Genomic DNA, 19,890 nt, shown 5'->3' with positions numbered 1-19,890 from the left:
CCTGCGCTCGCTGTCCATTGCATATTGACGCTTCGGACAAGCGAGGTTCCCATGCTCAGTATCGATCGTTGCACGCTGGAAGCACGCGTTGCTGACATCACGACGCTTGATGTGGATGCCATCGTCAACGCGGCCAATAGTTCGCTGCTGGGCGGCGGCGGCGTGGACGGCGCGATTCATCGCGCAGCCGGTAAAGAGTTGCTGCGCGAATGCGAAATGCTTGGCGGTTGCGCGACCGGCGACGCCAAGCTCACGCGCGGCCACGGCTTACCCGCGCGCTATGTGATTCACGCGGTGGGCCCTGTGTGGCGAGGCGGCACGCATGGCGAGCCCGATTTGCTCGCCTCATGCTACCAGCGCTCGCTCGAAGTGGCGCGCGAGGCGAATTGCGCCAGCATCGCATTCCCCGCCATTAGTTGCGGGATCTACCGTTTTCCCGCGGATCAGGCGGTTCGCATTGCGGTGGAAACGGTGCTTGAAAATCTGCCGCGCATGACGCAGCTCGAAAACGTGATCTTCGCCTGTTTCGACCATGCGATGTTCGAGCGCTACGCGGCTGAATTGAAAGGCCGTCAGGCGCCGCCTTCGAAGCCGGTCTGACGCCACGCTTCGAACACTACGATGGCAACCGTGTTAGACAGATTGAGGCTGCGGTTGCCCGGACGCATGGGCAGACGCACGCGCTGCTCGCCGGCGAACTGGTCCAGCACCGCGTCGGGCAGCCCACGAGTTTCCGCGCCGAAAACGAACCAGTCGCCCGCCCCGAATGCATGCTCGTGAAAGCGGCCTGAGCCGCGCGTGGTGAACGCGAACATGCGCGACGGATCGGGCGACTCCTTGGCGATAAACGCGGCCCAATTTGCGTGCACATTCATTTGCGCATACTCGTGATAGTCGAGGCCGGCGCGGCGCAGCTTGGCGTCGTCGAGCGGAAAGCCGAGCGGCTCGATCAGATGCAGGCGGGCACCCGTGTTCGCGCACAGGCGGATAACGTTGCCGGTGTTCGGCGGAATTTCCGGTTCGACAAGAACGACATTGAACATAAAGTGACCAGGTAGAAACTAGTTTTTCGGTGTGCGCAGCGCGACGAAGTTCGTGACCCGCCGCGCGCCGGCTGCCTTCAACGTGCGAGCCAGCGCTTCGAGCGTGGCGCCGGTCGTCATGACGTCGTCGACAATGCCGACGTGCAGATTCCCGACGTTTCCCGTCAGCTGGAAGGCGCGTCCCACGTTCATTCGGCGCGCGTCCAAGTCGAGCCGCGATTGCGGCGCCGTCTCGATCACCCGGCGCAGCAACGTTGCGTCGGCCGGCACGCGCAACGCGCGCGCGAGCGGTCTCGCAATCTGCCACGCCTGGTTGTAGCCGCGCTCGATCAGGCGTCGCCTCGCCAGCGGCACCGGTGCGATCACGTCCGGACAGTCAGACGGATCTTGCCAGGCGTCTTGCGCGAGACGCGCGAGGCGCCGCGCGAACTCCCCCGCGAGCATGAGCTGCGCGCGAAACTTCAGGCCGACCGCGAGCGCGTCGAGCGGCGCACGGTAGTCGGCAAGCGCGAAGGTCGCGTCGAACGGCGGCATTTCGGTGCTGCAGTCTGCACAACGATAAGACGCACGGCGTCCTCGAAACGTGACAGGCAATGGAACCGCGCACACACGGCAACGCAAGGCGCTGTCATTCCAATAGGATTTGTCGCAAAACGCGCACAGTGGCCTATGCGACAAATTGCCGCATAACGCGCAGGCGTTCGGCAACAGCGCCTGCGTGGCATGCGGCCACGCCAGCGCGAAGCCGTGGGCGAATCGCGCGAAGCGGCTTCGGAAAGACGAGGAAGAGTCGCGGAATGGCATGCGTTGACGGCGGCAAAGGCCTGTTGCGCTGAATCGGCGGAAGCGAACGAGTATACTTCGGGCTCTACGCCAGTACGACACCCATGTCCCCAACGCCCCCCCAATCTGGCCGTCCGGCCTACGACTCCCGGCGCCTGCGGCAGATTTTCGACCGCCGTGCAGCGAATTTCGACGACGTCGCCTTCCTGCCGCGCGAAATCGCGCAGCGCATGCGCGAGCGGCTCGAGTACATCAAGGTCGCGCCGGCGAGCGTACTCGACGCCGGTTGCGGCGCAGGCGAAGATATACCTGCACTGCGCGAGCGTTTTCCAGAGGCGCCGGTATTCGGCACGGATCTGTCGCGCGGCATGCTCGAGCGCGCGCGTCATCATGATTCCGGCGACACCAGTTGGCGGCGCTTCCTGCCGGCCACGCTCGGCAAAGCGCTGGGCGCACGCGGTCCACGCTTCGCACAAGCCGACTTTGCCGCGTTGCCTTTCGCGGCCGGCGCGTTCGACTTCATCTGGTCCAATCTCTCACTTCACTGGCACTCGCGGCCCGACCTCGTATTTCCGGAGTGGCAGCGCGTGCTGAGGGTGAACGGGCTGCTGATGTTCAGCACGCTCGGCCCCGACACGCTCAAGGAATTGCGCGGCGCCTACGCGGAAGTCGAAGCGGCGCATGGCGTGAGCTCGCGCAAGCATGTGATCGACTTCGTCGACATGCATGATCTGGGCGACATGCTGGTCGAAAGCGGGTTTGAAATTCCCGTCATAGACCAGGAAACCATCACAATCACCTATAAGTCGCCCGAGTCGCTGCTTGCGGACGTGCGCCGTTGGGGCGCGTATCCGTTCGAGCGCGAAGCTATTGCGGGCGCTGCGGCACGCCGGTTGCGCGAGGCGTTGCTGGCGGCGCTCGAGGCGCGCCGCCGCCCCGACGGCACGATCGCGCTGACGTTCGAGGTGATCTACGGGCACGCGTGGAAGGCCGTACCGCGCACGACGGCGGAAGGGCATGGCATCGTGCGCATCGAGGACATTGGACGAGGTTCGTCGAGGAATCGCTGAAACGGTAAAGAGGGCAACTGTTATGTCTGAAATTACCGTTTCCGGACACCTGCAAAAGGTGCGGCAAAACGGCGCGGAGGCTTGTCGCGCCTGGCTTGTGAGGCAGCCGGGGCTTGCTTGTGGATGCTATGGATCGCGCCTATAATGCGTCAGTTTGTCGCCCGGAGTTCCCACATTTGGGGCGGCAGGCCCGAGGCAAAGAACCGCCAGACGAGTGGGTCGAGTACGGCTCAGGCGGCAGCAACATGAGGGTGTGCTCGGGCTATCGCAGGCGGCCTTTGGGACGATCGGCGGGAGGCAGCGATGGAAGCATCTGATCTGCTGGCGGATTCAGAACCGGTCCTCAAGGACTGGACGATGAAACGCAACTGTTCCATGTCGCCGCGGCAGTTCATATGTTTCTACGTGTCGCTTGCGTTGTTCTCGTTGGCAATTGCTTTCATGCTGGTTCTGGTCGGCGCCTGGCTGGTGTTGCCGTTCACCGGAATCGAGTTGCTGGCGGTGGGCGTCGCGTTCGCCATTTACGCGCGTCATGCTGTCGATTACGAACGCATCCGGCTGTTTCCCAACCGGCTCGTAATCGAACAGGTGAGCGCGGAGCAGGTCACGCAGTTCGAGTTCAATCCGCGCTGGGTGCGGATCGAGGCTGGCGCAACACCGCGCGATCAGATCAGGCTGGTTTCGCGCGGCGAGACGATCATGATCGGGCAGCACCTCGCGCAGCACCGGCGCGCGCAATTCGCCGGCGAGTTGCGCACATGGCTTGCACGCTGCTAGACGCGGGCCGGCATGCACGGTTCAGGTTAGCGGGGTTGGCGGGTCAGCGGCGGGCCAGCGGGGTCGAGGGTTTGAATGGAAATTTTGGGTAAGGAAGCTATGAAAACAATCAAGCGAGCGCTCATGGGCGTGCTGGCGATGAGCGGACTGCTTTTCGCCGGTGCCGCCCTGGCAGTGGGCGATGTTCCGGGCGGCCCCGCCGTCAACGAGATCAATCTCCAGCCGCCCGCGACGAAAATCGCTGAGGAGCTCTACAGCCTCCACACGTTGATGCTGATCCTGTGCACGGTGATTTTCGTCGGCGTGTTCGCTGTAATGTTCTATTCGATCTTTGCTCACCGCAAATCGAAAGGTCACAAGGCTTCGAATTTCCACGAAAGCACCACCGTTGAAATCATCTGGACGATCGTGCCGTTCATCATCGTCGTGTTGATGGCGCTGCCCGCCACCAAGACGGTCGTCGCGATGAAGGATACGACCAACGCCGACGTCACCATCAAGGTCACCGGCTACCAGTGGAAGTGGGGCTATGACTACGTGAAGGGGCCGGGCGAGGGCATCAGCTTCCTCTCCACGCTGGCCACGCCGCGTGCCGAAACCGACGGCCGTCAGCCGATTTCCACAACGTATCTGCAGGAAGTCGACAATCCGCTCGTCGTGCCGGTCGGCAAGAAAATCCGCATCATCACCACTGCGAACGACGTGGTTCACTCCTGGTACGTGCCGGCCTTCGGCGTGAAGCAGGACGCGATTCCGGGCTTCGTGCGCGACACGTGGTTCAAGGCCGAGAAGGTGGGCACGTTCCGCGGCTTCTGTACGGAACTGTGCGGCAAGGAACATGCGTTCATGCCGGTCGTGGTCGAAGTGCTTTCCACGGACGACTACGCGAAGTGGGTCGACGCGCAGAAGAAGAAAATGGCCGCGGGCCAGGACGATCCGAACAAGACCTATACGATGGCCGAGCTGATGGAGCGCGGCGGCAAGGTCTACGCGGCGAACTGCGCAGTCTGCCATCAGCCCACGGGTAAGGGCGCCGGCGCGTTTCCCGCACTGGACGGCAGCAAGGTTGCCAACGGCGCAATCGCCGAGCACGTCAGCATCGTGCTGAAGGGCAAGAACGCAATGCCTTCCTGGGCGCCTACGCTGAACGACGTCGAAATTGCTTCGGTCGTCACGTTCGAGCGCAACTCGTGGGGCAACCACACGGGCGACATTCTCCAGCCGAAGCAGGTCGCCGACGCACGTAACGGCAAGCTGCCCGAAGGCGGCAACCATCTGGCCGACGCGGGTGCCGCGGCAAGCGGCGCGGAAGCTGCATCGGGTGCGGCAGCGGGTGCGGCGGCTTCCGAAGCAGCGGGTGCGCAAGCCGCCACAGCGGGCTCGGAAAGCGCGGGCGCAACGCAAGCGGCCCTGCCGGCGAGCGTCTACTTTGACACCGGCAAGAGCACTCTGCCGGCCGACGCGAAAGCTGCGGTCGAGGCGGCTGCGGCGTATGCGAAGGCGCATCCGGACGCGAAGTTCACGCTGTCGGGCTTCACCGACGCCAGCGGTTCCGCCGACACCAACGCGAAACTGGCGAAGAGCCGCGCCGAAGCCGTGCGCGACGCGTTGAAAGCGGCCGGCATCGCCGAAGACCATATTATTTTGAAGAAGCCGGAAACGATCACGGGCGGCAGCGACGCAAAAGAAGCCCGCCGTGTCCAGATTAGCCCGGCTGCCTGACGTGTCATGGTCAGCACCGCAGTATTCGCTTTAGGAGATTGTCATGTCTAGCATCGGACACGATGTAGTCGCGGGCCACGAGCACGTGCACGGCGACCATGCCCACGAAACGCCGCATGGCTGGCGTCGTTGGCTGTTCGCAACCAACCACAAGGACATCGGTACGCTGTACCTGATCTTCTCGTTCACCATGTTCCTCTCCGGGGGCGTGATGGCGCTGATGATCCGTGCCGAGCTGTTCGAGCCGGGCCTGCAGATCATGCGCCCCGAGTTCTTCAACCAGTTGACCACCATGCACGGCCTCATCATGGTGTTCGGCGCGATCATGCCGGCCTTCGTCGGCTTCGCGAACTGGATGGTGCCGCTGCAGATCGGCGCATCGGACATGGCTTTCGCCCGTATGAACAACTTCAGCTTCTGGCTTCTGCCGGTGGCGGCTGTTCTGCTGGTCGGTTCGTTCTTCTCGCCGGGCGGCGCGACTGCCGCAGGCTGGACGCTGTACGCGCCGCTCTCCACGCAGATGGGCCCGGGCATGGACTTCGCGATTTTCGCAGTCCACCTGATGGGTGCCTCGTCGATCATGGGCGGGATCAACATCGTCGTGACGATCCTGAACATGCGCGCGCCGGGCCTCACGCTCATGAAGATGCCGATGTTCGTCTGGACGTGGCTGATCACCGCGTACCTGCTGATTGCCGTGATGCCGGTTCTGGCGGGCGCTATCACCATGGTGCTGTTCGATCGCCACTTCGGCACGTCGTTCTTCAACGCGGCAGGCGGCGGCGACCCGGTCATGTACCAGCATATCTTCTGGTTCTTCGGGCACCCCGAGGTGTACATCATGATCTTGCCGGCGTTCGGGATCGTCTCGCAGGTGATTCCGGCGTTCTCGCGCAAGCCGCTGTTCGGCTATAGCTCGATGGTGTACGCAACGTCGTCGATCGCGATCCTGTCGTTCATGGTCTGGGCGCACCACATGTTCGCCACCGGCATGCCGGTCACGGGCCAGCTGTTCTTCATGTACGCAACCATGCTGATCGCCGTGCCGACGGGCGTTAAGGTGTTCAACTGGGTCGCGACGATGTGGCGCGGTTCGCTGTCGTTCGAAACGCCGATGCTGTTCGCCGTGGGCTTCCTGATTGTGTTCACGTTCGGCGGCCTGTCGGGTCTGATGCTCGCCATGGCGCCGCTCGACATCCAGTATCACGGTACTTACTTCGTGGTGGCGCACTTCCACTACGTGCTGGTGGCGGGGTCGCTGTTCGCGCTCTTCTCCGGCTGGTATTACTGGGCGCCGAAGTGGACTGGCTGGATGTACAACGAAACGCGCGGCAAGATCCACTTCTGGGCGTCGCTGTTCTTCTTCAACCTTGCGTTCCTGCCGATGCACTTCGTCGGTCTGGCAGGCATGCCGCGTCGTTATGCCGATTACCCGGCCCAGTTCACGGACTGGAACCAGGTGATCACCATCGGCGCGTTCGGCTTCGGTCTCGCGCAGGTTTACTTCCTGTTCGCGGTCGCGCTGCCCGCCTATCGCGGCGGTGGCGATCACGAAAAGGCTGGCGACAAGCCGTGGGATGGCGCAACGGGCCTCGAATGGACCGTGCCGAGCCCGGCTCCGTTCCACACGTTCGAAAATCCGCCGACCGTCGAGTAATCGGCGTCGGGCGAGGTGTCCGGTTCCGAAGCGGCGGTGGTGCCGCTCCGAGCCGGATAGCCGCGGTGGCGGCAGCGGCAAGCACGGCGATCGTGCAGCAACGGCCACAGTAAACGCAGCAGCAAGCAGCAAGCAGCAAGCAGCAAGCAGCAAGCAGCAAGCAGCAAGCAGCAAGCAGCAATCGTCGCATTGATCGCCGCGATAATCAGCGCAGCACCGGTCGCCGTAACAAGCGTAAAACGGTATTCAGAAACGTGAGCATGACGCGCAATCCACAGGAAAGACGTACCCCGGAGCAGATTCGCGCGGGCAACAGGCGGTTGGGACTTGTGCTGCTTGCCATCGCGGCGGTGTTTTTCGCCGCTGTCATCGTCAATCAAGGCTGGTTTTCCTGACCAGGGCGGGTAAGCCTCGTTTGCAGGTTTGTTGAGGATTGAGATGTCGACGCAGCCGCCGGCTCAGGCCGATCGCTCTTTTAACCGTTCGATGCTGATCAAGCTGTTCGTGGTCGCGTTGATGATGTTCGGTTTCGGATTCGCTCTGGTGCCCATGTACCGCGCGATCTGTCAGATCACCGGTATCAACAACCTCGTGCAGCGCGACGCGACGGCGCGCGAGGCGAAGAATACGCAGGTCGACATGAGCCGCACGATTTCGATCGAATTCGATGCGAACGCGCGCGGCCCGCTGGGTTTCAAGCCGGAGCAGCACAGTCTGGACGTGCATCCGGGCGAAGTGACGACCGTGATGTACGAGGTCAGCAACGAACAGGCGCGCACGATTCAGGCGCAAGCCATTCCGAGCTACGCGCCGAAGCAGGCGACCGAGTACTTCAAGAAGATCGAGTGCTTCTGTTTTACGCAGCAGACGTTGAAGGCGAACGAGACGAGGCGTATGCCGGTTGTGTTCGTCGTCGATCCGAAGCTGCCGAAGGACGTCAAGACGATCACGCTGTCGTACACGTTCTTCGAGTTGAACACGCCGGCAACGGCAAAGGTCGGCAGCGCGGCGCTTCCGGTCGAGACGGCGGCAACGACCGCCAATCCCGCCTGAGCGTCAAAGCCCTGGCGAAGGAAGACAATAATGAGCGATAACAGCGGTGGCCCGCGCAAGAGCAGTTTTGGTCAGTCGATGCGGGCGGTGTTCTGGTCGTTTTTTGGAGTGCGCAAGCGGCGCGATCTCGAAAGCGACGCCACGCAGCTGAACCCGCTGCATGTGATTGTCGCCGCACTGATCAGCACAGCAATTTTCATCGGCGTGCTGATTCTGGTGGTGCGTGCGGTGGTCGGCCACGGCGGCTGACACGGTCGAGCCGCACCACAATGCAGGGCCGGGCGCAGGGCGCCCACGAATTAGAGTGAAGCGGTGCGGATAGACGCGCCGTCGAAGAAGCAGCCGGAGCTTCCGGAACAACTGGACTGAAGTGGAGAATCAAGAATGAGCGGTCAAAACGAGAGCCCGTACTATTTCGTACCGCATCCGTCGCGGCATCCGATCAGCGCCGCCGTCGGCTTGCTGATCATGCTCGGATCGCTGGCGGCCTGGATCAACGAACATGAACTGGCGCCGATCGGCGTTGTGGTCGGTCTGTTGTGGCTGCTCTTTACGTTGTGGCACTGGTTTGGCGACGCAATCGCCGAGTCCGAAGGCGGCATGTACGGCAAGAACGTCGACAAGTCGTACCGCTGGAGCATGAGCTGGTTCATCTTCTCCGAAGTCATGTTCTTCGGCGCTTTCTTTGGCGCGCTGTTTTACGCACGCGCCATCGCGCTGCATGAACTCGCAAGCCTCGATTACAAGCTGATCTGGCCGGATTTCTCGGCAGTGTGGCCGAACAACGGGCCGGCGTCCCTCGTGTCCACGTTCAAGTCCATGACGCCGTGGCCCGTGCCGACCATCAACACGGCGTTGCTGCTGTCGTCGGGTGCCACGCTTACCGTGTCGCACCACGCGCTGCGTGAAAATCATCGCAGGAAGGCGATCATCTGGCTGGCCGCTACGCTCGTGCTTGGCGTTTGCTTCCTGTTCCTGCAAGGCTTCGAATATTTCCACGCCTACAACGAACTGAACCTGACGCTGGCTTCCGGCGTGTATGGCTCGACCTTCTTCCTGCTGACCGGTTTCCACGGTTTCCACGTGTTCCTCGGCGGCACGATGCTGGCGGTGGTGCTGGCGCGGATGATCCGCGGCCACTTCACGGCGGAGCACCACTTCGCGTTCGAAGGCGCAGCATGGTACTGGCACTTCGTGGACGTGGTGTGGCTCGGACTGTACGTCGTCGTGTACTGGCTGTGAGACTTGCTGTAAGGCGGGCTGGCCCGCGCAGAACCGGCGGGCCAGCTAATGCGGACCACCGCGCGTGGCCTGCGGCGTAGTGTGTATCGGGCTGCGCCGCCAACGCGGCAAGTGCGTGCAGCGCCGCCGCTGCCAGGCATGGCGAGTTGTACGCGAGACGCGTCCACAGCAGGTGAGACGAATATGGATGCAGCGCCGCCCTCGACCCTGTCAGGGCGGCTTTTTGTTTAAAGCCGGGGTTTGGCAGCGGTTTTGAGCAGCGGCTCAGGGCAGCGAAGTATCGCCTAAGACTCAGCGCCCGTATGGAATACCGGTCGAGTGAATCCAGCCCATCCAGTAGGCGAACAGGATGAAGAGGAACAGCGAGATCGACAGTCCGACTCGCGTGGCGAGCGACCAGACCATCCGCTTGGTTTTGCCCTTGTCATGCATCATGAAGTACAGCGCCGACACCATGCTGGCGATGATCAGTGCAAAGGCAATGGGAACGAGAATGTGCATGGAAGCTGCTGAAACGGGAAAGCGCGTAGGCAAGATGGTCATTATCTCACCGCGCGGAGGCGTTTGCCCGGCGTTCGTCGCGACGCTTCGCGCGGGCGTGGAGCATGATCGATGAAATTCCGGCTCATTCCCGCATTGTTGATCCTGATCGTGGTCGCGCTGACCGTGCGGCTCGGTTTCTGGCAGCGCGAGCGCGCCCAGCAGAAAGAAGCGCTCGAGGCGCGCATCACGCAGTTCGAAAACGCGCCCGCTCAAGCGGTGACCGGCGTGCCGGTGGCGCTGAAAGACATCGAATTTCACCGCGTGAAGGCGCGCGGTACTTTCGTCGCGGGCAAGGTTGTCTATCTCGACAATCGTCCGTATAACGATCAGCCGGGCTTTTACGTCGTCATGCCGTTTAAACTCGCCGATGGCGGGTACGTGCTCGTCAATCGCGGCTGGCTGCCGCGCAATATGAACAATCGCGAGACGATCGCCCCGTACGCAACGCCTTCGGGCGAGGTCGAAATAGAGGGCATTGCGCGCGCGGATGCTTCGCGCGCATACGAACTGGGGCAGGGCGGGTCGGCCGCGCATCAGTTGATTCGGCAGAATCTCGACGTTGCCGCTTACGCCGCCGAGACCGGACTGCCTCTGCAACCGTTCGTTATCCAGCAATTGAGCGACGACGGCGACCGGCTCGTGCGCGACTGGCCCGCTCCCGCGAGCGGCGTCGAGCGCAATTACGGCTACATGTTCCAGTGGTGGGGCATGGCGGCTGCGGCGCTGGTGTTCGGCCTGTACGCCGCGCGCCGCGCGGCCCGCAAAGAGCACGTGCCCGGTGTCTGATGCAGCGCGCGCCGCGGAGCCCCAGGCGGGTTCGACGCCAACCGCACAATCATTGAAAGAGGTCATGTAGTGTCTACGCAATCTCCCCGTTCGCCGCAATCCGGCAAGCCCGCCGCCACGACATCCGCCGCCGCGCCGGCTGCGCCGAGGCCGATGCCCGGCCAACCGAATGGCGGCGGCTCGTGGCAGCGCGGCCGGTGGATGCTGCTGCTGGTTGCCATTGTCTGCGGGGCGCCGATCGCTATCTCGTACTTCATGTACTACGTGGTCAAGCCAACGGGCGGGACCACGAGCTACGGCACGCTGGTGGAACCGCAACAGCCGATTCCCGAGTCGCTCGTCGTCACTGGTGAAGACGGCAAGCCGGCGAAGCTCGCGTCGCTGCGCGGCCGCTGGCTGCTGATCTCCGTCGACAACAGCGCCTGCGACAAAGCGTGCGCCACGAAGCTCTACTTCATGCGGCAAATCCGCGCGGCCCAGGGCCCGGAACGCGAGCGCGTCGTGGAAGTGTGGCTGCGCACGGACACGGGCAACGTGCCGGACGTGATACAAAAGGCTTACCCGGGCACCAACATGCTGATTGCTGATCTGGCGCAGGTATCGGCGTGGCTGCCGGTCGACAAGGACACCAAAGTCTCGGACCATATCTATATGGTCGATCCGAACGGCAATCTGATGATGCGTTTCCCGAAAGATCCGAACCCGAGCAAGATCAAAGGCGACGTGACCAAGCTGCTGAAGTGGTCGCGCATCGGCTGATGCCGCAACAAGGGTAAAACAAGATGTTCGTACTGCAATTGGGCCTGATCGGCTTGTGTATTGCGTTGTTGCCGCTCTCCTACGTATGGGTGAAAGCGGACGACAACAAATTCCGCAAGCTCGTCTGGCTCACCACTTTCCTCACGCTCGACCTCGTGATGTTCGGCGGCTTCACGCGTCTCACGGATTCCGGGCTTGGCTGCCCCGACTGGCCGGGCTGCTACGGCACGTCGTCGCCGTTCATTGCGCATGCTGCGATCACCGCCGCGCATCAGGCCATGCCCACCGGCCCGGTCAGCATGACGAAGGCCTGGATCGAAATGATCCACCGCTACTTCGCCATGGCAATCGGGGTGCTGATCATCGCGCAGACACTCATTGCGTGGGTCGCGCGTATCAAGCGTCGCCCGTTGCACGTGTCGCCCTGGTGGCCGACTTCGTTGCTGCTGCTGATTCTCGTGCAAGGCGCATTCGGCGCGTGGACCGTGACCATGAAACTGCAGCCGGTCATCGTGACCACGCATCTGCTGCTCGGTCTCGCGCTGCTCGGCACGCTCGGCTGGCTCGCCGCGCGGCAAACGCCGCTGCCGGCCTACGAGCCGGAGGCCGCCCGCTGGCGCGCCGCGGCTCTCGCGGGTCTTGTGCTGCTGATCGCGCAGATCGCGCTGGGCGGCTGGGTCAGCACGAACTATGCAGTACTCGCGTGTACGGATTTCCCGACCTGCAACGGCCAATGGGTTCCGCCCATGGACTTTACGCACGGCTTCCACCTGTGGCGTGCACTCGGCATGACGGGCGACGGCGACATCATCACGCAGGACGCATTGGTCGCCATCCACTGGACGCATCGTACGTTCGCGTTCGTGGTCATTGCGTACCTGGTGTGGTTCGCGCTGAAACTGCGTCGGTTCGAGTCGCTGCGTCGTCCCGCGGACGGCGTATTGCTGGTGGTGCTGCTTCAGTTCGTCACCGGCTTGTCGAACATCGTCCTGCAATGGCCGTTGCCTATTGCGGTAGCTCATAACGGAGGCGCGGCGGTCCTGTTGCTGCTACTCGTTATGTTAAACTTTCGAATCGCTTATAGCCGTCCCGGCCGCGCCGTGTTGCCCGCGCGCGATGCCGCGCCAGCGTGACTCCACATGGACAGCACAACACTCTCCCAAACGCCCGGCAGCCGGATGTCCCAGTACATCGCACTGACCAAGCCGCGCGTCACGCAACTCGCGGTGTTCTGCGCGGTGATCGGCATGTTTCTGTCGACGCCGGGCATGGTGCCGTGGACCGTTCTGATCGGCGGCACCGTCGGCATCTGGCTGCTGGCCGGCGCCGCGTTTGCCATCAACTGCCTCGTTGAACAGAAGATCGACGCGAAGATGCGGCGCACGTCGTGGCGTCCGTCGGCGCGCGGCGAAATCACCACTGCGCAGATTCTGCTGTTCTCGGCCGTGCTCGGCGGCCTCGGCATGTGGACGCTCTACACGTTCGCAAATCCGCTCACCATGTGGCTCACGTTGGCCACCTTCGTCGGCTACGCGGTCATCTACACGCTGCTGCTCAAACCAGCCACGCCGCAGAACATCGTGATCGGCGGTGCGTCGGGCGCCATGCCGCCGGCGCTCGGCTGGGCCGCCGTGACCGGCCACGTGCCGGGCGACGCGTGGATTCTGGTGCTGATCATTTTCGTGTGGACCCCGCCGCACTTCTGGGCGCTAGCGCTGTATCGCCGCAAGGATTACGAAGACGCCGGCCTGCCCATGCTGCCGAACACGCACGGCGAAAAGTACACGCGTCTGCATATCCTGCTTTACACGGTGATCCTGTTTGCCGTCACGATGATGCCGTTCATCTCCGGCATGAGCGGCGTGGTGTACCTTGCCGCGGCCGTCCTGCTCGGTGCGGTGTTTCTCGCCTATGCGTGGAAGATCTACCTCGAGTATTCGGACGATCTGGCGCGCCGCACCTTCCGTTATTCGATCGTGTATCTGTCGCTGCTGTTCGCGGCGCTACTGGTCGACCACTATGTGCGCGTTCTGATCGGCGCGTGATTCCCTATGCTCCATACCCGCTTCGCGCGCGCGGCGCGTGCTGCTGTGATTGCTTGCGCGCTCGGCGGCGCGTTATTCGTCGCTGGTTGCGGCAAAGAGCAGCCGGCATTCCAGAATCTCGACATTACCGGTAACACGCAGTTCGGCAGCAATTTCTCGCTGCCGGATACGTCGGGCAAGATTCGCACAATGGCGGACTACAAGGGCAAGGTGGTCGTGCTGTTCTTCGGCTATACGCATTGCCCGGACGTGTGTCCGACCACCATGGCGGAGCTCTCGCAAGCGCTGCAGCAACTGGGCCCTGAAGATGCGAAGCGCGTGCAGGTGCTGTTCGTCACCGTCGATCCCGAACGCGATACCGCCGCACTGCTTGCGCAATATGTGCCGGCGTTCAATCCGACCTTTGTCGGACTGCGGCCCGCAGACGATGCACAGGTCAAGAAGGTGACGAAAGACTTCCGCATCTACTACGCAAAGGTGCCGGGCAAGACGCCTGACAGCTACACGATGGACCACACCGCAGCGAGCTATGTGTTCGACCCCGAAGGCAAGCTGCGCCTCTTCGCGCGCGACGGCCAGGGCGCCGCGCCCTGGGTGCACGACATCAAGCTGCTGCTAGACTGACGCGCGTTCAATCGCAGCCGGCAGGGCTACATTCACGCCGCACGACTGCTGCATTGGCGCGCAATAAAAGCGGTGCGAAAACTGCACAGCGGCCGAGTTCGAATCGCACCTCAGCCTCTTCTAAATCACATGCCCGGGCAAAACCTCAAGCCGGTATCGGCAGATTCAAGCCCGGCGCGAGCCGCGTGGTCTTGAACTCCGTCACTTCGTAGCGCGCGAGCTTCTGCACGGCGAACGGATCGGTCGCGAGAATCGCGTCGAGTCTGTCGCGCTCGATGCGCACTGCGAGAATGATGCCGCCGTCGCGCGGCACTTTCGGGCCGGCGGCGACGAACACACCGTCCTCGAACTGCTTTGCGACGAACGCGCGATGCGCTTCGAGCGCGTCGTCGATCCGCTCGAGCGGCGCGGTGTAGATCAGGTTGATGACATACATGGATGGGCGTCCTCGCACGCAAATGAACATGCCGCGGAACTCGCGGCAACGTCTGCGATTATCGGCCACGGCGCGGCGCTTTCGCCAGCGCGCATCGCATACTCATATGCGATTGCGGTATTTCCCATCTTGCGCAGCATGTGAGACGATTTATGGTCCAGCCGGCGCACGCCTTCATTTGTGCCGCACATGTGTGTGCTCAGTAGCGGCGTCCGGCTATCACCTGCATCCGTCTTCCGATGGATCCGTTTAGAAACAGCGAGAATTACATGCAGCGCAGAAACATCCTCAAAGCTCTCTCCGCAGTGATCGCCAGCGCGGCGATCGTCACCAGCTTCGGCGCTCATGCCGACGAGAAAGCCATCAAGGTCGGCACCATCAGCGGCCCGGATGCGCAGATCTGGGAAGTGGTCACGAAAGTGGCAAAGCGCGAAGGCTTGAACGTGAAGGTCGTGGAATTTAACGACTATGTGCAGCCGAACGCCGCGCTCGACGCAGGCGATCTCGACGCCAACAGCTTCCAGCACCAGCCGTATCTCGACAGCCAGATCAAGCAGCGCGGCTACAAGATTGTCAGCGCAGGGCTCACGTACATTTCGCCGCTTGGCATCTATTCGAAGAAGCTGAAGTCGGTGAAGGACTTGCCGCAAGGCGGGAAGGTCGCGGTGCCTAACGACCCGTCGAACGAGAACCGCGCGCTGCTGCTTTTGCAAGCGCAGGGCGTCATCAAGCTCAAGGCCGGTGCTGGCACGAACGGCAATAACGCGACGGCGCTCGATGTGGCCGAGAATCCGAAGAAGATCAAGCTGGTCGAACTGGATGCCGCACAATTGCCGCGCTCGCTCGCTGATGTGGACGCAGCCGCAATCAACACCAACTTCGCGCTGGCTGCCGGCCTGCAGCCCACCAAAGACGCGATTGCACTCGAGGACATTCACAGCCCCTACGCGAATCTGATCGCGGTGCGCACGCAGGACAAGGACAAGCCGTGGGTGAAGAAGCTGGTTGCCGCGTATCAGTCGGAGGACGTGCGCCAGTTCATCAAGACGCAGTTCAAGGGTTCGGTGGTACCGTCGTTCTGAGGCCACGGCCTACAAGCCGAGCTCCCAGCGTTCGATCATCAGGTCCTTGCCGAAACGGCGCTCGGGCGCCGCGTTGACGAGCTCGAAACCGGCGCGCTTGCACAGGCGCCGCGCTTCTACCAACGTGCTGGCCGTGGTCAGCGTCAACTTCGTATAACCCGCGCGCTGGGCAAAGCGCGTCGCTTCCGCCACTATCCGCATGCCGATGCCACGGCGCTGCAGATCCGGCTCGACCCACAAGAGCCGCAAGCCTGCCACTGTGGTCGATACCGCGACCACGCACACCGCCCCAACCACCGCGCCGTGCTGATCCGCGACGACGCAGAACTCGCGCACCGTATCATTGCGCTGCGTGTAGTCGGCGACCACGCGCGCCAGCAGCCCTTCGAACGACTTGTCCCACCCGTATTGCCCGGCAAACCACTGCGCCTGCCGATGCACGAGCCAGCCGCATTCGCCTGGGCGCGGCGCGCGCAGTTCCACGGCGTCCGCTCGCGGCTTGTCGCCGAGCAGCCTTTCGACCAGGTTCATCGCGCCAATCAACTGCTCCTGCGATGCTTCGCTGAGTTTGTCGAGCAACGCCAGCACTTCCTGATTGGCGGCGGCGTCCAGCGGGGCGTAAGCCGCGTGGCCGTTGTGCGTGAGTGCGATCAGCGATTGGCGCGCGTCCGTCTCGGACGGCCGGCGCGTGATCAGATCGCGTCGCTCGAAGTTGGTCAGCAAGCGGCTCAGATAGCCGCTGTCCAGTCCCAGTGCGCGGCCGAGCACCGACGCCGTCTGCGCCCGCCCGCGCGACAGCTCGTGCAGCACACGCACCTCGGTCAACGAGAAGGAACTCTGTGCGAGGTGCTCGTGCAGAGCGCCGATAAGCCGCGTGTAAAAGCGATTGAAGCGGCGGACTGCCTGTGCCCGCTGCAGCGCCTCATAATCGGTCAAAGGCTGATCTCCGGTGTTTTTATGTATTCGCCTATCACTATATTGGAACGCGCACTTATAAACAAAAGACGCGCCGGGCCCAGTCCGGATTAACCGCTAACACCGTTGAGCGCGCGCATCGCAACAGGCGTCTGAAACTGGTCTGCAATTGGCGACATGTCTCCCGCTTTCTGTCTCGAATACGGGTAAGTCCTGGGCCCCCAGGTCGTGCTGCTATAGTCCTTCGCCGCGCCAAAACGCAGACGCGGCAAGGCTTTGCGCGGCTCAAGGCGGCGTATGACCTGTTGGTTGACTGGTATTATTGTGGTTATATAATGGGCTCTCATTTTTGCAGGCCGAATCTTTTCGGCGTCGCCCGGAGCGCCATGGAAACTCGCTGGTCCGCACTCATGCCTGACGCTCGCAACGTCACGCCGCTATATCTGCAGCTTGCGCGCAATCTGGCGACGGCAATTCATTGCGGCGTGTGGTCGGCGGGCGAGGCGCTGCCTTCGGAGCGCACGCTGTCCGATGCGATCGGCGTGTCGCGCATCACCGCGCGCAAGGCGATCGAACTGCTGGTCGAGCAAGGCTTGATCCGGCGCGCGCGCGGCGCTGGCAGCTTCATCACGCCGCGCGTTGAAGATCCGCTGTCGCGGCTTACCGGCTTCACCAAGAAGATGCAGCAACGCGGCTTCCGGCCCGACTCGGTATGGCTCGAGCGCGACATACGCGCCGCGAGGCGCGATGAACTCGTGCATCTCGGCCTGTCACCCGGCGCGGCGGTGGCAAGCCTGCGCAGGCTGCGTCGCGCGGACGGCATCGTGATGGCGGTCGAACATTCGGCACTGCCCGTCGCCGTCGTTCCCGATCCGCTTGCCATCGGCGTCTCGCTCTACAGCTATCTGGAACAGCGCGGCGCGGCCGTCGTGCGCGCATTGCAGCACTTTCGCGCGGTCAACGCATCGAGCGAGATCGCTTCACTAATGGATATCGAACCCCGTTCAGCGCTACTGGTCATCACTCGTATCGGCTACAGCGCCGACCAGCGCGCCATCGAGTTGACGGACACCTATTGCCGCGACGACTACTACGACTTCGTCGCTGAATTGCGCACCTGAGCCGCGTCCCGCTGCTCCGCGCGGGTTGCGCTGTGCACCCGGCTTTGTCGAGCGCAATTCAGCTTCGCCCTGTATCACGCCTTGCAAGAGAGACTCATGCTGACCGGAAACATACTCACCACCGACGGGTGGATTCACGGCACGCTCGAATTCGAAAACGGCCGCATTACGGCGCTCACCGGCGAGCGCGTCGATCCCGCGACGAACGACGCGCCATACATCCTGCCGGGCTTCATCGACCTGCACGTGCACGGCGGCGGCGGCTCCGACGTCATGGAGGCCGGCGACGCGATAGAGACCATCACCCGCACCCATGCGCGCTACGGGACGACGAGCCTGCTCGCCACCACCATGACCGCGCCGCGCGACGAGCTGATGAGCGTGGTGGCCGGTCTCGGCGACGTCGCGCGCGTGCGCACGCCGGGCTGCTCGCGCGTGCTCGGCGTGCATCTTGAGGGGCCGTACATCAACCCCGGCAAGCTCGGCGCGCAGCCCGACGCGGCCGTTTCCGCGGTGATGGACGAGGTGCTCAAATATCTGTCCATCGCGCCGATTCGCGTGGTGACGCTCGCGCCCGAGATCGCGGGCCACATGGACATCATTTCGGAAATGGCGGCGCGCGGCGTGCGCGTGCAGCTCGGCCACTCGCTCGGCACGTACGACGACGCCGTCGCCGCGCTCAAGCACGGCGCGTGCGGCTTTACGCATCTGTTCAACGCCATGTCGCCGCTGCATCACCGCAATCCCGGCCTCGTGGGCGCTGCGCTTGCGCACGCGGAGTTCGCCGAAATCATTCCCGATTTGCTGCACGTCCATCCGGGCGCGATCCGCGCCGCCTTGCGCGCGATTCCGCGCCTGTATGTGGTGACGGACAGCACGTCGGCGACCGGCATGCCCGATGGCGAATACCGCCTCGGCAGCCAACACGTGACGAAGTGTCTCGGCGGCGTGCGTCTTGCCGACGGCACGCTCGCCGGCAGCACCCTGACGATGGATCAGGCGCTGCGCAATCTGGTGTCGATCGGTCTGCCGATCGCCGATGTATCAAACCGTTTGTCGCGCTATGCCGCCGACTACCTCGGCATCGAAGACCGCGGCCGTATTGCGCGTGGCGCGTGGGCCGACGTCGTCGTGTTCGATCGTGAGCTGGCGCTCTGCGCGACCTACGTCGAAGGAGAAGCAATTGTCGAACATGCTTAAAGAGGCGCTCGCGTCCGCTGAAACGGTCGCCGCGCAACTCAAGGACACCTCGCGCGTCGAGGCGCTGGCCGCCCGGCTTGCCGAGAAGCCGCGCCACGTCGCGCTGACAGTCGCGCGCGGCAGCTCGGACCACGCGGCGAGTTACTTCGCATCCCTGACGATGAGCCGCCTCGGCGTGCCCGTCGCCTCTTTGCCGATGTCGGTGGCGACGCTGCAGCAGGCGCCGCTGCAGGTGCGCGAGCAACTCGCGCTGGCCTTCTCGCAGTCGGGCAAGAGTCCCGACCTGGTCGGCACGATGCAGGCGCTGCGGGCCGCAGGCGCGCTGACCGTGGCCGCGGTCAATGCACCGGCCTCGCCGCTTGCGGACGCGTGCGAATGGCATCTGCCGCTCGTCGCCGGCCCCGAGCTGAGCGTCGCGGCGACCAAGAGCTATATCGCGATGCTTTCCATTTCCGCGCAACTGGTCGCACACTGGCAGCATGACGCGGCGCTGCTCGGCGCGTTGAACACGCTGCCCGACGCGCTGCAGGCAGCGGGCACACTCGACTGGTCGCAGGCCGTGGAGCAACTGCGCGGTGTCGAACGCATGATCGTGATCGGACGCGGTCTCGGTCTTGCCATTGCGCAGGAAGCTGCGTTGAAGCTGAAGGAAACCTCCGGCATTCAGGCCGAAGCGTTTTCGAGCGCGGAAGTGCGCCACGGTCCGATGGAACTGATCGATCGCGACTATCCGCTCTTCGTTTTCGCGCCGCGCGGACCGGAGCAGGCGAGCCTGCTGCAACTCGCGCGCGACATGCAGGCGCGCGGTGCCCGCGTGCTGCTCGCGGCTCCGGCGGATATCGGCGAGGCCACGCTGCCGCTTGCCACCACAGCTCATGCGGCGCTCGATCCGATCGCCGCCATTCTGTCCTTTTACGTGATGGCCGCGGGCCTCGCGGCCGCGCGCGGGCGCAATCCCGACGCGCCGCGCCATCTCAACAAAGTCACCGAAACTCACTGACGAGAAATCAGATGCGACGTGTCGAGGAGTCC

At 63.3% G+C, this 19,890-nt stretch carries 23 protein-coding genes; 18 read left to right on the top strand and 5 right to left on the bottom strand.

Annotated elements, in window-relative coordinates; translation table 11 throughout:
• The first annotated feature begins 51 nt into the window (after positions 1-51).
• Positions 52-600 (top strand): O-acetyl-ADP-ribose deacetylase, encoded by a 549-nt coding sequence (locus F757_RS0111635; protein WP_027211537.1) that lies wholly within the window; start codon positions 52-54, stop codon positions 598-600.
• Here the strand turns inward: F757_RS0111635 and trmL are convergent.
• Together trmL and F757_RS0111625 are read right to left on the bottom strand one after the other, a co-directional pair.
• Positions 573-1,043 carry a tRNA (uridine(34)/cytosine(34)/5-carboxymethylaminomethyluridine(34)-2'-O)-methyltransferase TrmL gene (gene trmL / locus F757_RS0111630; RefSeq protein WP_027211536.1) on the bottom strand — a complete coding sequence of 157 codons (471 nt, stop codon included), beginning with the start codon at positions 1,041-1,043 and terminating at the stop codon, positions 573-575. The genes F757_RS0111635 and trmL overlap by 28 nt on opposite strands.
• Positions 1,044-1,061: 18 nt before the next feature.
• Positions 1,062-1,847 (bottom strand): ComF family protein, encoded by a 786-nt coding sequence (locus tag F757_RS0111625; RefSeq protein ID WP_027211535.1) that lies wholly within the window; start codon positions 1,845-1,847, stop codon positions 1,062-1,064.
• A gap of 83 nt (positions 1,848-1,930) precedes the next feature.
• Here F757_RS0111625 and F757_RS0111620 point away from each other — a divergent pair, with 83 nt between their 5' ends.
• The 8 genes from F757_RS0111620 (at position 1,931) to F757_RS0111585 (ending at position 9,347) form a co-directional block, all read left to right on the top strand.
• Complete coding sequence (locus F757_RS0111620) at positions 1,931-2,896, top strand: methyltransferase domain-containing protein (protein WP_027211534.1); 966 nt, start codon at positions 1,931-1,933, stop codon at positions 2,894-2,896.
• Positions 2,897-3,199: 303 nt separating this feature from the next.
• Entirely contained in the window at positions 3,200-3,673 is a 474-nt protein-coding gene (locus F757_RS0111615) for a DUF2244 domain-containing protein (RefSeq protein WP_027211533.1), read from the top strand.
• Between the two features lie 75 nt (positions 3,674-3,748).
• Complete coding sequence (coxB, locus tag F757_RS0111610; RefSeq protein WP_027211532.1) at positions 3,749-5,395, top strand: cytochrome c oxidase subunit II; 1,647 nt, start codon at positions 3,749-3,751, stop codon at positions 5,393-5,395.
• A 43-nt stretch (positions 5,396-5,438) separates the two neighbouring features.
• Positions 5,439-7,052, top strand: a complete 1,614-nt coding sequence (gene ctaD, locus F757_RS0111605; RefSeq protein ID WP_027211531.1) for a cytochrome c oxidase subunit I — start codon at positions 5,439-5,441, stop codon at positions 7,050-7,052.
• Positions 7,053-7,312: 260 nt separating this feature from the next.
• The gene (locus F757_RS36535; protein ID WP_027211530.1) at positions 7,313-7,447 is read left to right on the top strand and encodes a cytochrome oxidase small assembly protein; all 135 of its coding nucleotides are present in this window, start codon (positions 7,313-7,315) and stop codon (positions 7,445-7,447) included.
• A gap of 43 nt (positions 7,448-7,490) precedes the next feature.
• Positions 7,491-8,105 (top strand): cytochrome c oxidase assembly protein, encoded by a 615-nt coding sequence (locus F757_RS0111595; RefSeq protein WP_027211529.1) that lies wholly within the window; start codon positions 7,491-7,493, stop codon positions 8,103-8,105.
• A 30-nt stretch (positions 8,106-8,135) separates the two neighbouring features.
• Complete coding sequence (locus F757_RS0111590) at positions 8,136-8,354, top strand: DUF2970 domain-containing protein (protein WP_013337923.1); 219 nt, start codon at positions 8,136-8,138, stop codon at positions 8,352-8,354.
• A gap of 135 nt (positions 8,355-8,489) precedes the next feature.
• Positions 8,490-9,347, top strand: a complete 858-nt coding sequence (locus F757_RS0111585; RefSeq protein WP_027211528.1) for a cytochrome c oxidase subunit 3 — start codon at positions 8,490-8,492, stop codon at positions 9,345-9,347.
• A gap of 291 nt (positions 9,348-9,638) precedes the next feature.
• Here the strand turns inward: F757_RS0111585 and F757_RS0111580 are convergent, their stop codons facing one another.
• Positions 9,639-9,848 carry a twin transmembrane helix small protein gene (locus F757_RS0111580; RefSeq protein WP_006048064.1) on the bottom strand — a complete coding sequence of 70 codons (210 nt, stop codon included), beginning with the start codon at positions 9,846-9,848 and terminating at the stop codon, positions 9,639-9,641.
• Positions 9,849-9,959: 111 nt separating this feature from the next.
• Here F757_RS0111580 and F757_RS0111575 point away from each other — a divergent pair, with 111 nt between their 5' ends.
• From F757_RS0111575 to F757_RS0111555, 5 genes are all read left to right on the top strand, one after another.
• Entirely contained in the window at positions 9,960-10,676 is a 717-nt protein-coding gene (locus F757_RS0111575) for an SURF1 family protein (protein WP_027211527.1), read from the top strand.
• A gap of 69 nt (positions 10,677-10,745) precedes the next feature.
• Entirely contained in the window at positions 10,746-11,435 is a 690-nt protein-coding gene (locus F757_RS0111570) for an SCO family protein (protein WP_027211526.1), read from the top strand.
• Between the two features lie 23 nt (positions 11,436-11,458).
• Positions 11,459-12,568, top strand: coding sequence for a COX15/CtaA family protein (locus F757_RS0111565; RefSeq protein WP_027211525.1), 1,110 nt, complete (start codon positions 11,459-11,461; stop codon positions 12,566-12,568).
• A gap of 6 nt (positions 12,569-12,574) precedes the next feature.
• On the top strand, positions 12,575-13,480 hold the full coding sequence (gene cyoE / locus F757_RS0111560) for a heme o synthase (protein WP_013337928.1): 906 nt from the start codon (positions 12,575-12,577) through the stop codon (positions 13,478-13,480).
• Between the two features lie 6 nt (positions 13,481-13,486).
• Positions 13,487-14,104 (top strand): SCO family protein, encoded by a 618-nt coding sequence (locus F757_RS0111555; protein ID WP_027211524.1) that lies wholly within the window; start codon positions 13,487-13,489, stop codon positions 14,102-14,104.
• A gap of 145 nt (positions 14,105-14,249) precedes the next feature.
• Here F757_RS0111555 and F757_RS0111550 read toward each other — a convergent pair whose 3' ends face one another.
• Entirely contained in the window at positions 14,250-14,540 is a 291-nt protein-coding gene (locus F757_RS0111550) for a YciI family protein (RefSeq protein ID WP_013337930.1), read from the bottom strand.
• A 269-nt stretch (positions 14,541-14,809) separates the two neighbouring features.
• On the opposite strand from F757_RS0111550, the gene F757_RS0111545 reads away from it, so the two are divergent.
• Positions 14,810-15,622 (top strand): MetQ/NlpA family ABC transporter substrate-binding protein, encoded by an 813-nt coding sequence (locus F757_RS0111545; RefSeq protein WP_027211523.1) that lies wholly within the window; start codon positions 14,810-14,812, stop codon positions 15,620-15,622.
• A gap of 9 nt (positions 15,623-15,631) precedes the next feature.
• Here F757_RS0111545 and F757_RS0111540 read toward each other — a convergent pair whose 3' ends face one another.
• The gene (locus F757_RS0111540; RefSeq protein WP_027211522.1) at positions 15,632-16,558 is read right to left on the bottom strand and encodes a helix-turn-helix domain-containing GNAT family N-acetyltransferase; all 927 of its coding nucleotides are present in this window, start codon (positions 16,556-16,558) and stop codon (positions 15,632-15,634) included.
• Positions 16,559-16,923: 365 nt separating this feature from the next.
• On the opposite strand from F757_RS0111540, the gene F757_RS0111535 reads away from it, so the two are divergent.
• From F757_RS0111535 to F757_RS0111525, 3 genes are all read left to right on the top strand, one after another.
• Positions 16,924-17,658 carry a GntR family transcriptional regulator gene (locus F757_RS0111535; RefSeq protein ID WP_013337933.1) on the top strand — a complete coding sequence of 245 codons (735 nt, stop codon included), beginning with the start codon at positions 16,924-16,926 and terminating at the stop codon, positions 17,656-17,658.
• A 96-nt stretch (positions 17,659-17,754) separates the two neighbouring features.
• Entirely contained in the window at positions 17,755-18,858 is a 1,104-nt protein-coding gene (gene nagA, locus F757_RS0111530) for an N-acetylglucosamine-6-phosphate deacetylase (RefSeq protein WP_027211521.1), read from the top strand.
• Positions 18,851-19,858 (top strand): SIS domain-containing protein, encoded by a 1,008-nt coding sequence (locus tag F757_RS0111525; protein WP_027211520.1) that lies wholly within the window; start codon positions 18,851-18,853, stop codon positions 19,856-19,858. Before nagA ends, F757_RS0111525 begins: the two co-directional genes overlap by 8 nt.
• The last annotated feature ends 32 nt before the right edge of the window (positions 19,859-19,890 follow it).

Source organism: Burkholderia sp. WSM2232 (assembly GCF_000472545.1).
Classification (GTDB): domain Bacteria; phylum Pseudomonadota; class Gammaproteobacteria; order Burkholderiales; family Burkholderiaceae; genus Paraburkholderia.
The sequence above is the reverse complement of the archived record's forward strand: the minus strand, read 5'-3'. Positions and strand labels throughout refer to the sequence as shown.

Bases quoted from the DNA above. Each gene is read 5' to 3' on its own strand.
- F757_RS0111635 (WP_027211537.1), top strand. From the start codon at position 52: ATGCTCAGTATCGATCGTTGCACGCTGGAAGCACGCGTTGCTGACATC.
- trmL (WP_027211536.1), bottom strand. From the start codon at position 1,043: ATGTTCAATGTCGTTCTTGTCGAACCGGAAATTCCGCCGAACACCGGC.
- F757_RS0111625 (WP_027211535.1), bottom strand. From the start codon at position 1,847: ATGCCATTCCGCGACTCTTCCTCGTCTTTCCGAAGCCGCTTCGCGCGA.
- F757_RS0111620 (WP_027211534.1), top strand. From the start codon at position 1,931: ATGTCCCCAACGCCCCCCCAATCTGGCCGTCCGGCCTACGACTCCCGG.
- F757_RS0111615 (WP_027211533.1), top strand. From the start codon at position 3,200: ATGGAAGCATCTGATCTGCTGGCGGATTCAGAACCGGTCCTCAAGGAC.
- coxB (WP_027211532.1), top strand. From the start codon at position 3,749: ATGGAAATTTTGGGTAAGGAAGCTATGAAAACAATCAAGCGAGCGCTC.
- ctaD (WP_027211531.1), top strand. From the start codon at position 5,439: ATGTCTAGCATCGGACACGATGTAGTCGCGGGCCACGAGCACGTGCAC.
- F757_RS36535 (WP_027211530.1), top strand. From the start codon at position 7,313: ATGACGCGCAATCCACAGGAAAGACGTACCCCGGAGCAGATTCGCGCG.
- F757_RS0111595 (WP_027211529.1), top strand. From the start codon at position 7,491: ATGTCGACGCAGCCGCCGGCTCAGGCCGATCGCTCTTTTAACCGTTCG.
- F757_RS0111590 (WP_013337923.1), top strand. From the start codon at position 8,136: ATGAGCGATAACAGCGGTGGCCCGCGCAAGAGCAGTTTTGGTCAGTCG.
- F757_RS0111585 (WP_027211528.1), top strand. From the start codon at position 8,490: ATGAGCGGTCAAAACGAGAGCCCGTACTATTTCGTACCGCATCCGTCG.
- F757_RS0111580 (WP_006048064.1), bottom strand. From the start codon at position 9,848: ATGCACATTCTCGTTCCCATTGCCTTTGCACTGATCATCGCCAGCATG.
- F757_RS0111575 (WP_027211527.1), top strand. From the start codon at position 9,960: ATGAAATTCCGGCTCATTCCCGCATTGTTGATCCTGATCGTGGTCGCG.
- F757_RS0111565 (WP_027211525.1), top strand. From the start codon at position 11,459: ATGTTCGTACTGCAATTGGGCCTGATCGGCTTGTGTATTGCGTTGTTG.
- cyoE (WP_013337928.1), top strand. From the start codon at position 12,575: ATGGACAGCACAACACTCTCCCAAACGCCCGGCAGCCGGATGTCCCAG.
- F757_RS0111555 (WP_027211524.1), top strand. From the start codon at position 13,487: ATGCTCCATACCCGCTTCGCGCGCGCGGCGCGTGCTGCTGTGATTGCT.
- F757_RS0111550 (WP_013337930.1), bottom strand. From the start codon at position 14,540: ATGTATGTCATCAACCTGATCTACACCGCGCCGCTCGAGCGGATCGAC.
- F757_RS0111545 (WP_027211523.1), top strand. From the start codon at position 14,810: ATGCAGCGCAGAAACATCCTCAAAGCTCTCTCCGCAGTGATCGCCAGC.
- F757_RS0111535 (WP_013337933.1), top strand. From the start codon at position 16,924: ATGGAAACTCGCTGGTCCGCACTCATGCCTGACGCTCGCAACGTCACG.
- nagA (WP_027211521.1), top strand. From the start codon at position 17,755: ATGCTGACCGGAAACATACTCACCACCGACGGGTGGATTCACGGCACG.
- F757_RS0111525 (WP_027211520.1), top strand. From the start codon at position 18,851: ATGCTTAAAGAGGCGCTCGCGTCCGCTGAAACGGTCGCCGCGCAACTC.